This is a genomic window from Marinicella meishanensis (assembly GCF_019931145.1).
Classification (GTDB): domain Bacteria; phylum Pseudomonadota; class Gammaproteobacteria; order Xanthomonadales; family Marinicellaceae; genus Marinicella; species Marinicella meishanensis.
Genome location: NZ_JAIOUV010000004.1, coordinates 329,945 through 342,237, shown reverse-complemented (window position 1 = coordinate 342,237; position 12,293 = coordinate 329,945). Strand labels below are relative to the sequence as shown.

The 12,293-nt window shown below is 48.4% G+C and carries 9 protein-coding genes; 1 reads left to right on the top strand and 8 read right to left on the bottom strand.

Going from position 1 to position 12,293, the window contains the following annotated elements:
* Positions 1–4 precede the first annotated feature (4 nt).
* The 7 genes from K7G70_RS08790 to K7G70_RS08760 all read right to left on the bottom strand — a co-directional run bounded on the left by K7G70_RS08790 (position 5) and on the right by K7G70_RS08760 (position 9,852).
* Positions 5–1,042: an MJ1255/VC2487 family glycosyltransferase gene (locus tag K7G70_RS08790; RefSeq protein WP_223788252.1), complete on the bottom strand. Its 1,038-nt coding sequence runs from the start codon at positions 1,040–1,042 to the stop codon at positions 5–7.
* Between the two features lie 17 nt (positions 1,043–1,059).
* Positions 1,060–1,575: a phosphatase PAP2 family protein gene (locus tag K7G70_RS08785; protein WP_223788251.1), complete on the bottom strand. Its 516-nt coding sequence runs from the start codon at positions 1,573–1,575 to the stop codon at positions 1,060–1,062.
* A 241-nt stretch (positions 1,576–1,816) separates the two neighbouring features.
* Positions 1,817–4,048: a tetratricopeptide repeat protein gene (locus K7G70_RS08780; RefSeq protein ID WP_223788250.1), complete on the bottom strand. Its 2,232-nt coding sequence runs from the start codon at positions 4,046–4,048 to the stop codon at positions 1,817–1,819.
* A 152-nt stretch (positions 4,049–4,200) separates the two neighbouring features.
* On the bottom strand, positions 4,201–5,829 hold the full coding sequence (locus tag K7G70_RS08775) for a hypothetical protein (RefSeq protein ID WP_223788249.1): 1,629 nt from the start codon (positions 5,827–5,829) through the stop codon (positions 4,201–4,203).
* A 37-nt stretch (positions 5,830–5,866) separates the two neighbouring features.
* Entirely contained in the window at positions 5,867–7,546 is a 1,680-nt protein-coding gene (locus K7G70_RS08770) for an autotransporter outer membrane beta-barrel domain-containing protein (RefSeq protein WP_223788248.1), read from the bottom strand.
* A gap of 465 nt (positions 7,547–8,011) precedes the next feature.
* The gene (locus tag K7G70_RS08765; protein ID WP_223788247.1) at positions 8,012–9,355 is read right to left on the bottom strand and encodes a TRAP transporter large permease; all 1,344 of its coding nucleotides are present in this window, start codon (positions 9,353–9,355) and stop codon (positions 8,012–8,014) included.
* Entirely contained in the window at positions 9,355–9,852 is a 498-nt protein-coding gene (locus tag K7G70_RS08760; protein WP_223788246.1) for a TRAP transporter small permease subunit, read from the bottom strand. The genes K7G70_RS08765 and K7G70_RS08760 overlap by 1 nt, the downstream gene beginning before the upstream one ends.
* Before the next feature lie 188 nt (positions 9,853–10,040).
* Here K7G70_RS08760 and K7G70_RS08755 point away from each other — a divergent pair, with 188 nt between their 5' ends.
* Positions 10,041–11,651, top strand: a complete 1,611-nt coding sequence (locus K7G70_RS08755) for a BspA family leucine-rich repeat surface protein (RefSeq protein ID WP_223788245.1) — start codon at positions 10,041–10,043, stop codon at positions 11,649–11,651.
* Between the two features lie 57 nt (positions 11,652–11,708).
* On the opposite strand, the gene K7G70_RS08750 is transcribed toward K7G70_RS08755, so the two are convergent.
* A complete protein-coding gene (locus tag K7G70_RS08750) occupies positions 11,709–12,293 on the bottom strand; it encodes a glutathione S-transferase family protein (RefSeq protein WP_223788244.1) in 585 nt (194 codons plus the stop codon).

Sequence of the window (12,293 nt, the reverse complement as noted above, 5' to 3'; positions counted from 1 at the left end):
ATTTTCAGCCCAGACGATCGACCCGCACTTGGTGCCACAAGGCTTGGTACCAGTCATTGTGACGGCTGGGCATTCCCGCTTTGAGCCACCGGGTGATGTGATCTGCCACATCGGGAAAAGTCACTTGGACCCGCAATGGGCTGATTAAAAAGGCCTCGATGCTGGCTTGATTCATGTGTTGGGTGACATGGCCATAATGCAATTGTTCCAAGGCCATGGCGTTGGAGATTTGTTCGGATTGTCGATCCAAGGGCCTGACCAAGATTCTTTTGCCCAAGTTCAAAGCTTCGGAAGTCAACTCGAACCCGGCATTGGCGATGACCCCAGAGCAACGCAACAAATCCGCTTGAAAACCAGCCCTGGACAGCGGTTTGACCCGCACATGAGGCGCCGGTGAAATGACTGCTTGCGGGGTGTAAAGCACAAATTCCTGGTGGTCTATGCGGGCCAGCAATCGCAGTATGTGGCTTTGGTTTTCAAACGGCAAATAGACCAGCACAAAGTCTGCAGCCCTCGCCCCAGTGGTGGTGACCGGTTCCACCATGGGTGGCAAAATGGGTGCATGGAAGTGATGCCAATGCATGCCGATGCCGTCGGTTACCGGGGCGAAACGGCGGTACACCTGGCGGGTGATCCAATTGGGTTTTTGTTGCGGCACATGGTGATTGAACACATACTGGTGGCCAATGCCGATGGCGGGTTTGTTTTGTCGGCGACAAGCCCTGGCAGTGATCGGTTCAAAATCACACAGCACCGCGTCATAAGGGCTTAAATCCAGGTTTTTGACGTCCCGATGAAATTGCCACAGGTTGTTGTGCATGGCGGATTTCAAATACTTGATTTGACCATCGCAGATGACGAATGTCAGTCCCCGCTTGTAACGGCGATGTTTGAAACAGGCCAAGTCAAAATAGTCGCTTTCGGGGCGGCCCGAAAACAAGTAATCCACCTCGAATTGGTGCCGATCCAAGGCTTGGGCCATGGCCCGAGCCCGGGTGATGTGACCATTGCCCGTGCCTTGCACCCCATACAAAATTTTCATGCCCGCCGACTGGGTGATCAAATCATCAGCAAGGTCAGTTGGGCCAATCCCACCCCCATCAAAGCGCCGACCACAATGTCGGTGGGGTAATGCACACCGAGCACCACCCGCGACAAGCCGACGGTGGTGGCCCAGAACAACAAGGGGATCCATAACAGCGGCAGCCAAGCGGCGGTGACGGTGAAGAACAGGAAAGCGGCTGAGGTGTGGCCCGATGGGAAGCTGAATTGGTCACTGGGATTGACCTGGTTTTGAATGTTCAAGATTCGAAAAGGACGGTTTCGCTTGAGCGAGTTTTTCAACAGGTAGTAACAGGGCCTCTCAATGGCAAAAGCCATACTCAACACCCAAAAATATCCATGATCGATCCCATTGAGGATCAAGGCAGCCAGCCCAACCAGTAAGTACATCCAGCCATCCCCCATGGCAGAGATGAATTTACAGGTTGGTAACAATTTACCATGCATGCGGGCTGAGAACAACTTGTTAACCAGAGAGGTATCAATGGATTGAATCAAATCTAAGGGCTTCATAACAACCTCTAAGCAGCGAATTGTTGGCAGTTTAAGTCATTCATGTGACAGCCAGATGTGCTTCTCATGAAGATTACTTGACGTCAGATCACGCATTTTATTGGATTCTTGTGGGAAAACCATTGTTGACTTAAAGCTCAGTTCACCACGAACTTCAATTCAAGTCATTTCAATAAAGAGAGGTACTGTAAGCGAATGAAAAGACAGCAGCGGCCCATTGAATGACTGAAGATTGATGTCATTAAACTTGAGGTTGATTAATGGATTTTGTTTGGTTGCGCAGTGTTCGTTTAAACTGCTCAGTTAACTGGTTTAGGTGGGACCTTTGGTTGATGTTCAATTCGCAAGCCGATAAGATGAAATGTGCTGTTTTGACGACCTGTTTCCAGCGAGGATTGGCCGGCAGTTTCTTGATATCAAGGTAACGATTTAAAGTCCTTATCCTGAGTCGCCCATCATGCATGCTGACAAGCCACAAACCACTTTTTTCAGCGAGATCTAAGGGGTCTTGACCGGTGTTTTTTTCCCAGTAATCAACACAGGTATTCATGATTTCAACGGCCATGACCCTTAAGTCATGATTGCTGAGAACTGAATGTTTGATGGTTGGTTGATGCACTTTCATGGCAGCCAGTAATGGAGCGAAGCGATCAATCTGATCAACTGAGAGTTTCTGGCCTGTGTGCCACAGCCGGGACAGGGTATTGAGGTATTCACCGTGCTGTTTGATTTTTTCAGCTTCGCTGATCGCAACCTGTTCAGGTTCGACCGGATTGATGAAAACAGCCACCAACAAATCCTCGAAAAACTTCAATTGATGTATCCACACGTGATGATTGGCCAAGGCAGCTATTCGTTCTGGGTTAACAGATTTCAGCAGCAAATCCTGGTTCAGTTGGTCATCCTCATTGAGGTTGTTCATCACTTCAATCCAGATGTCAGGGTGTTCATTTTTAACATGAGAGTCTTGATCCTGGATTGTGCTTAAACCATGGCTTTGATGATGGATCTTGCCAGCAAAATCAAAACAAATCAGGGGACTTTTGAGCCCTTCTAATACAAGGGCTAAATCAACCGATTTATTGGACAGCGCATTTAGTTGTTTGCTGTGATTTGCTTGATCTCTCAGGGCCTGTTGGCGATACAAATTTTTCTTTTTAATCTGAATGTATAAATAAATAAACAATAAAATCAGCAATACGCTGGCCCCAGCGAGTCCCCACCGCTGTTGTAAAAGCGTCACTTCTTGTTGGGCTTTTTCTGATGCCAATGCCGCAATTTCTCGTTGCTTTTGTGAAGCATCGATTTCATTCTGCAGGCGTAATAGTGATTGGTTGTACTTCTGTTTCAACTCTTGGTTGTGAATGGTTTGAAACTGTTTTTGGTAATCCAGTGATGCTTCAATTTGGTTGTCAAATTCATGAATGACCGCCAGAGATTTTAGAAAATCAGCTTGTGCTTTTAAGTTGGTTTTTTCTCTGGCCATGGCTAAACCACTTTGGGCAATTTCTTTGGCTGCTACAAGTTGATCTGTTTCAATCAATGTTTGAACCAAGGTCAGTTGCAATTCGATGTGTTCGGCTCTGGGTAAAGTTTTTTCCAAAGCAACGGCCTGATTTAAAGTTGTCATGGCTGATTGATATTGTTGCTGAGCAAGATCCAATTTAGCCAGGGTCGTTAACACCCTGACTTGTTGAGCGACCATCTGATGTGATTGATATTTCTGCAAAGCAGATTTAAGCCGGTTGGCAGCTTTTTTGTAATCCTTTGAATCAATCAAGAGTTGTCCCATGTCTTGTTCAACATGTGCTATATAAGGATCATAAAATGCTTCTTGACTTGGGTTTTGCCGAAGGTTGATGGCATGGGCATCATAGGCATCCTGGAAGTAAGTCAATGCCAATTGATGCTCATCTATCAACACAAATACTTCCGCCAAGTTGGCCAATGTTAAGGCCGTTCTGAAATGATCCTGTTTTTGTTGGTGAATGGACAAACTTTTTTGCAGCCATTCTAAAGCTGTTTGATAACGACCTAATTCAATGTTGATGGCTCCCAAATCATTGTAGCCATTGGCAATCAGAGCCTGATCAGCCATTTGGTTGGCAACTTGCAATGCCTGTTCATAAAAAGGCAGGGCATCTAAATACGCTTCCTTTGTGACGTGAAGACTGCCTTTAATTCTTAACCAATTCAATCTGTATATGCCATTTTTCAACATTTCTGGATTGGCATTGAACGCTTGATCCAACAAACCATCTGCTTCTTCGAATCGACTGTTTCTGATCAGGTATTCTGCTTGGGTAATTAAAATGATTGACTGATCATTGGTACTCAAATCTTTTTCTTGCAGGGCGAGCTCACACACTGCCATGGCATTGTTCTTGGATTGACGGCTGGCATCCATGCAGTCTTGTTTGTTATGGGCCAGGGAATTTAAGCTGACCAGAAGTAAAAACAGCAGAAATTTCATGACATCATCTTAGGTGACCATGGCAGTGACATCAAGGTCTGAGGATGATCTGAATACTGGTAGCGACTTCTGAAGGTTAGTCATGGTGGAGCATTCCATGAGTCAAGCAGCGGCTTAATTGGTTGCCCATTTCATGCAACTCATCAATTATTTTACAGTGCCCAGATCATATAACCACTGAACAACAGTGCCATCATACTCAACGAGTATTTGATCGTGGATAACTTGGGTAACCGCAACAACCAGTTTTGTAAGTGCTCTTTGATGCGCCTGAAAGTCGGCCGATTCAGTGGTTCAGGTAGTCTGACCTCAGGCACCAGCAGCACTCCGGTGACAAAAAGCATCAAAGCCCAAAGTATGTTCGCCAAACTCATATGTATCAAGCCAGATATCAATTGAACCAAACCAGATAAAAGCAAGACCAAACAGGCATGAGGTGCGATCAGTACCACAAGTTTGTACCAGTCACTGACTGATGACAAAGAGGGGTTAGTTGGTTGTGAGGCTTTGGGCTTAATAATAAAAAACAACAGTGCAAAGAGTAAACAAAGGCTGACCATGACAGTAAAAACTAAACCAACATAGTATGTCGTCGAACGAACCTTCATTGCATTGGGTGCTCCTTTTAAATCTGCATCCATTGGCTCTTTTTGTCTCAATTGAGGCAACCGGATTTGTGTTGGTGGCACCCAATCTGAAGATATATTTTCTGGATGAAACCGAACCATTTGATCGGTATTTGGCGCTTGAAAATTATTTTGTCGGTCAGATAAGACCACTCTGGAATGATCACTGTTGAAAAGCTCAAACCAGCCACGGTGGGTGGACATTAGATTTTCATTAACCCTCACAACAACCACAACCGGGATTGCCTGATAAGTCTGTAGTTGAGGCAGGTTATCCACAATGATGAATCTTCTCGCAGGCTTCAGGCCCCCATCACGCAAAATGACCTGTGAGGCTTCTTGGCCAAACTGTTGTTCAAACTGGGCTGCGATCTGTTGCCGCAACGCCTGGCCGGCTGCGGCTTCATCCGGGTAGTCATCGGCATGGTAATCCAATGGCAAACTGGATTTGGGTAACATCTCTGCGGCCAGACTATTGGCAATGGTTTCATAGTTCATGTTGAGGTCTTCGAATTGCTGTTGCCACAAGAGCAGTTTTGGGTGGTCAGGTTGATACGCCTGGAGCCACATCAGGTGGGTCTGAATGGTTGCCTGGTTGTTCATCCTTTCTGTGTAACGATCACTGCTTTGTTCAGAAAATGCCTTGGAATTGGTGAGAACTGATCCAGCCACCAAAGAATCCAGTGCTGATTGGTAGCGGTTGAACATGGCTGGTAATGAGCGGTTTCCACCCACTTCTTTCAGATAGATTTCGATCGATGTTTTGAATTCTTCACATCGTTTTAAAGCAGGGTCGTTGAAGGCATCCCGGAACTGGTTGTAGAGGTTTAAAAATGCCTCATCATTGAAATCACTTTCCCGCATGGCCGCCCCATAGGTGTTGATCAGTCGGGAACAATGCGGTCGCATGGTTTCTTGCCAGAATGAAGCAAACTGTTGTAAGTCATGAATCACATGCGGCTTGCGGTGCCCGGAAGATGCCAGGAACGAAGCCTGAGGTCTGAAATCATTCAAAGCAGTTTGGATGCCATCTGCTGAAATTTGATCGGCTGCAAATCGAGGTGAGGCCATCAATTCTTCCAGCTCATAGGCATGAATCGGTATGGCTTTAAACAAAATGATCAAGCTGGCCAATAGGATGCGGCTTAACAACATGGTGAACTCCTGATGGGATTGGGTCTGGGCTGAATGTTCAGTCTGTGTTTATCGGCTCGAAGCCATCTTCAAAAATAATGTCAGACGAGTAATTTTCATGAAAACCGATGTCGTAAACATTGAATTGACTGCTGTTCTGGTTAACAACATTGGGATCATCGTAGCCGCGGAAGTGATCATTGACATCGGTCAACAAGGGCATGGTTGGAGGTTGACAATAGTCAATTCCCAAAGCTCCAGGTAAGGTGCGGTAGTCACCTGCCGCTGGATTGACGAATGCATTGCTGTACTGCGTGTCTGACATCAAAAAACCATCAGTTGGGAGGTTGTTGCTGTCATCCAGAATCAGACAGCTCAGGCTGCTGGTGTCATTGCCCAAAATAGTTAAAAATGGACCCCCATTGGGGTTGTATAAATATGATGCCTCAAGAGATAACAATGATGCATTGTTGGACTGAATCACTTCATTGACGCTGTTGTTATCAATGACGGTGATGAATTTGGCTTCTAATTGAGCGTTGTTTTCAATGGTAAGGATGGTATCATCGGAGAACCCGTTTTGGCCGGCATCACCGTTCTGATCAATCAAAACTGTTTCAAGATAAAATTCGGTGTTTTGGCCATTGATCAAGGCGGCCACGCCTCGCAAAGCTCGGTTTTGGCTGAATCGGGTGTGGCCTATTTCTACTTTGGCTTCGTTGATGGCAAACAGGCCCCCACCGGCTTCGGTCGATTCATTGAGTCCAATGAAGTTGCAATTGATTGCAGACCAACAGTTGGTTGGTTTGAAGATTGATAACTGAGTGTTAACTGAGCTATAAATTCCACCACCCCTGCGGGCTTGATTGGCAAACAGAGCCACGGCTGACATTTGAACACTGGCTGAGGCTCCAATTAATATTCCACCACCAAATCGAGCCCCAGTTACATTGGCTTGATTGCCACTGATGATCAACGGTCCCAGGTTGTTACCATACGTGATTCCCCCGATTGTTTGTGTACTGCCGATGCCAACAAATGTGGCATCTGAACCAAGGACTACTATGCCACCGCCACCTTGTTGACCCGTGTTGTTTCGGATGCCGACTGTGCTGTCAGTGTGGTCACCACCAACCAACAACATCCGACAGTTTTCCAGTGACACCCCTCCGCCTAGAGCAGAAGTGTTGTTGTAAAAGCCAGAGTCGCCTACAACCACGGCCTCGGTGTTGCCTACTCCATTGCCAGTGCCTATGCATTGCAGCCCATTGCCAAATCGAGTTGTATTGATGTTGTTGTGACTCTTCAGGTCTTCAGCAAAGAAATATAAGCCAGGCGCACCACTGGCGTTTTCTAAGAGTATCCCTTGTTCATTGAAGTTGGTGATGACGTTGTCGACAAATATTTCTGCTGATGTGTTGATCAGGTTGACTTCAAGACCAATCAGGCCATTGGTGAATTGGATGTTGGCCAGATTGATGCTGGTGTCCTCAATCAGCATGACAGCATCGTTGTTGGTGCCGGCGATGATGGATCGATCAGCACTGATGATGTTATTGGCAGCATCTGTACAATTGGCAAAACCTCCGATCACTGTACTGAGAAAAGTAGCTCCTCGAATGCTCACCGGAGCGTAGGTGGTGTTGGAGGCCAACCTGATTTCTGTGGGGTCCGCATCGACTGCATCTTGTAACGATAGGGTTCCTATTTGGAAGTCACAGGCAGCATCTGCACCCACGGTTACAAAGCTTCCAGAGCTTGTTTTATTGAAGGATTTTTGGCGCTCCAATTCAAAACGTTGACCTGCCCAAACGGGCAAATTCAACAATGTACCAACGATCAGAATATAGGTTTTCATGGTTTTTACCTCATTGCAAAAACCACATGATCCTTTGAATCAAATATTTTTGGTGAAAATCAGAGACCAATAGTGGGCAGACTTCGGACAAAAAAACACCTAAGTGACTGATAAGAAAAAACAAATCCAAGTCAACACAGCGACATTGAAAAGAATCCCGCTTGATCCGATAAAAGCCCAACCAGATAGATCTGTGGTCGGGAAAAGGGTATATGAGTCAATAAAACGACCAAGCGGGTACCCAACGAGGTCCTTCAATTGTAACCAAATGACCCCAGTCTTCAGCCATTTGAGTGGACAAAACCAGGTCAAACCGGGTACCCAAACTGAGTAAATACTTGATCTTTAGAGCAAATCGACCAGCTGCGGATAGTGATACAACACCACCAGCATCAACAGTTGCAGCACAATGAATGGCATCACGCCTTTGTACAAAGCTTTGGTGCTGATGTCACTGACTCCGCGCAAGTAAAACAAGGCGAAGCCGAATGGTGGGGTCAGGAATGAAGTTTGTAGATTGATGGCGATCATGATCCCCAGCCACACCGGATCATAACCCATCATCAACAGGATGGGTCCCACGATCGGAATCACCACAAAAGTGATCTCAATGAAATCCAGGATGAACCCCAATAAGAACAGGATCAGCATCACCAAGAGCAAAGCCATTAACTCACCACCAGGCAGGTTGGTCAAAAAATGTTGAACCGCTTCATCGCCCCGAAAGCCTTTGAACACCAATGAAAACAAAGCGGCACCGATCAAGATCATGAACACCATGGAAGTCACTTTGACGGTTTCTTGCAATGCTTCGCGCAGCATGGACACCGATAATTTGCCATTGATGGCGGCCAGCAGCAAGGCACCCATGGAGCCGACCGAAGCCGCTTCGGTGGGGGTGGCGAAGCCACTGATGATGGAGCCCAACACCGCCAAAATCAAAAACAACGGCGGCATCAATGAACGCAGAATTTGCCCCAAAGGTGGCCGTTCCGCGGTAGCCATGGCCGGCATCGCCTCGGGTCGGCGCCAACGCACCCAAAACAAGTAAAAAGCATACAACAACACCAACAACAAGCCTGGAATCAGCGCGCCCATGAACAGGTCTTGCACCGACACGGTTTTGGGATTGAACACCTGCAGTTCCAACTGGGCTTGTTGGTAGGCATTGGACAAGACATCGCCCAACAACACCAACACAATCGACGGGGGAATGATCTGTCCCAAAGTGCCTGAGGCACATATGGTGCCGGCTGAGAGTGCCGGGTCATACCCGTTCTTTTGCATCACCGGCATGGCCAACAAGCCCAAGGTCACCACCGTGGCCCCGACAATACCGGTGCTGGCGGCCAGCAACATGCCCACAATCAACAAGGCAAAGCCCAAGCCGCCTGGGCGAGAGCCCAGCAGGGCGGCCATGTTTTGCAGCAAGGATTCGGCCAATTTGGCTTTTTCTAACACCACGCCCATGAACACAAACACCGGCACCGCCATCAAGGTGGCGTTGCTCAAGATGCCATTGAGGCGATTGGGCAGTGCAGCAATGAAATCGGCATCAAACCAACCGGTCATAAAGCCAATCAGGGCAAACCACAAGGACACCCCGCCGAGGGTGAAAGCCACCGGAAAGCCGGCCATCAACACCGCGGTGACGGCCACAAACAACAACAAAGCCCACCAGGCTTCCATCAGTTGGAATCCTCAGTGGATTGGGCTTTGAAACTTTTGAAACTGGCGGCCAACACATAGCCCAACAGGGAGACCGGCATCAACAACAGCAGGCTTTTGAACACAAACATCAGTGGCAGACCACCGGTTTCACCGGAACCCTCCAGACGCAGCCAAGAGTCGATCACGTAGTCCCAGCAAGACCACACCATGAAACCCATCATCGGCACCAACAGCAACCAGGTGCCCAACCCATTAACCAGGCGTTTTTGGCGGTCAGAAAAACCCTGATAAAACACATCAACCCGCACGTGACGGTCGTGGTGCCAGGCATAAACCATACCCAGCATCAAAGCCATGGCATGGCAGTAGATCGCCAGTTCTTGCACCGGGATCCACACCGCATTGAACACGTTGCGGGAGATCACGGTGAAAAAACTGAGCAACACCATCATCAAAGTGACCCAACCCAAAAAGGCGCCATAACGTTCCATCCAACTGTCAATGTGGTTACTCATGCATCAGTGTCTTTCGAGGAGCCATGGATTCTATCATGATTGATCTCTGTTAAATCATCAATAGAATGCCAATGGATCAATCAGTGGCCTGAATTCAAATTGATACACACTGATACAAACAGTCAACAGCAATTGGGTTTGGGCAGTCTTAAAATGTCAGTTCATTCAAAAATGAAATTGGGTTGATCATGAAACAATGGACTTTATATTCAATCTTATTTTTTCTCGCAGCAACCGCCGCCGCGGTTCCAGCCGATGACTTTGTGATTACGGTGCAAACCGATGCACCTGATACTTCCGAACCGGATGTGTTCAGGATCACCACAGCCGGTGCTGGATATGATTTCAATGTTGACTGCAATGACGATGGCGTGGATGAAGCCTCTTCTTTGACTGGCGATTATGTCTGTGATTATTCAGGCCTGGGTGGGCCGGGTGTGTACACCATTCGGATCAAAGACAACAGTGGGATGGGTACTGGGTTCCCGCGTTTCTTGTCTTACCCAGCAGGTCATTATGACAATGCCGATAAGTTACTGTCCGTAGACCAGTGGGGTACGGGTCTCTGGAGCAGTATGGAGCGGGCCTTTGCCTCAGCCACCCACTTAGAGGTGTTGGCCACCGATGTGCCCAACCTGACTGGTGTCTCCAGTTTATCCGAGATGTTTTGGTTTGCCCGCTCAGTCAATCCCAACGTCAGTGCCTGGGATGTGTCGACGGTCACTGACTTGTCTGGTATGTTCCGATCTGCTTCAGGGGCCAATCCCAATGTCAGCAATTGGGATGTCTCAGCAGTGACTGACATGTCAGAACTGTTTGCCTATGCCAACCAAGCCAATCCAGATGTCAGCTCCTGGGATGTGTCGTCAGTCACTGACATGTCTGCCATGTTCTTGGGCTCTTGGCAGACCAACAGCTTGGCCAATCCCGATGTCAGTGCTTGGGACGTGTCATCGGTGACAGACATGTCATTGATGTTCGCCGATACCGGATCAGCCAATCCGGATGTCAGTCATTGGAACGTGGCTTCGGTGACCAACATGACGTGGATGTTTTACAACGCCGCAGTGGCAGATCCGGACGTCAGTACATGGGATGTGTCATCGGTTACTGACATGCCCGGAATGTTTGCCCGTGTCGGATTGGCCGATCCAGATGTCAGTGATTGGGACGTGTCATCGGTTGAGAATATGTCTCACATGTTTCAATACAACAACGCTTCCAATCCTGATGTCAGTCAGTGGGACGTGTCATCAGTGAATGACATGTCCCGCATGTTTCAGTTTTCCTCGGCAGATCCAGAAGTGGGCAGTTGGGACGTGTCTGCGGTCAGTCATTTCTTTTTGATGTTTTATGGGGCTGAAATGGCCAACCCTGATGTCAGTCTGTGGGATGTGTCAGCAGCCGTGGACATGGAGGGCATGTTTTTGCAAGCGCATTCAGCCACACCGGACATGTCGAACTGGACCATCCCAAATGTCATTAACATGACATACATGCTTGGCGAGGTGACGCTGCCCACGGAATTGTATGACGCCATTTTGTTGAACTTTGCCAGCCAATCGGTCCAAGCCAATGTCGAATTCGATGCCGGTGATTCATTTTTTTGTCGCCAAGCGGTGGCCCGAAATGTGCTGATCAACCAACAGGGATGGCGCATCTCAGATTTGGGTCAGGACTGCGCCGGTCAGGGCAGCCAATCGGTTCCGGTGCCGGTTGATGACCCGGTCATGCTCGTGGGCTTGTTGTTGATCATGTTGCTGGTGGCTGGGCGATCCGTGCGCCGAGGTCAACTCTGATCGAATTGGGCTGCTGGAGCCACACCCAATCTTGCATCAGCCACCGCGGGTTAAATATCAATCAACCGGGACGCTGTTGGCCACATAGGGCAGTGACGACAACTCAGCCACCCGTTGGCTGAGTTGGCCGCTGGGTAAATCAAACATGTCGTACAACACCAGGTGGTCCCACAGGCAGACCAGATGAAAACCGTTGTAAGTGGGTTGTGATGACAAGCCATCGACCTGTTGTTCCAACCATTGCAAGCCTTGCTGCACAGTAGTGCGGAATTTTTCAAAGCGGTCGTATTGGCGGGTGTCAATCCCCGTGCGTTCGGCCATCACCAGCTCCACTTCGGCCGCCATCACCCCATTCATCACCGCCCGCAGGTTCAATTGGTCCGGATCGGTGGTCAACACCGCAAAGCGGTCTTGGGGATCAAACTGGCGCACCAGGTAAGCGGCGATGTGGTCCGACTCGTAAACCACCTGCTCGCCATCAATCAAGGTCGGCACTTTCATCAGTGGATTGTGGGCAAAGATGGCCGGGTCTTGTTCCGCGACATTGCCGGCATCGACCAGTTCAACCTCGAGGCCCAAGGCATCGATCAGGATCCGGTCCTTGCGGGCATAATGGGATTTGGGGGTGTAGATCAATTGCAT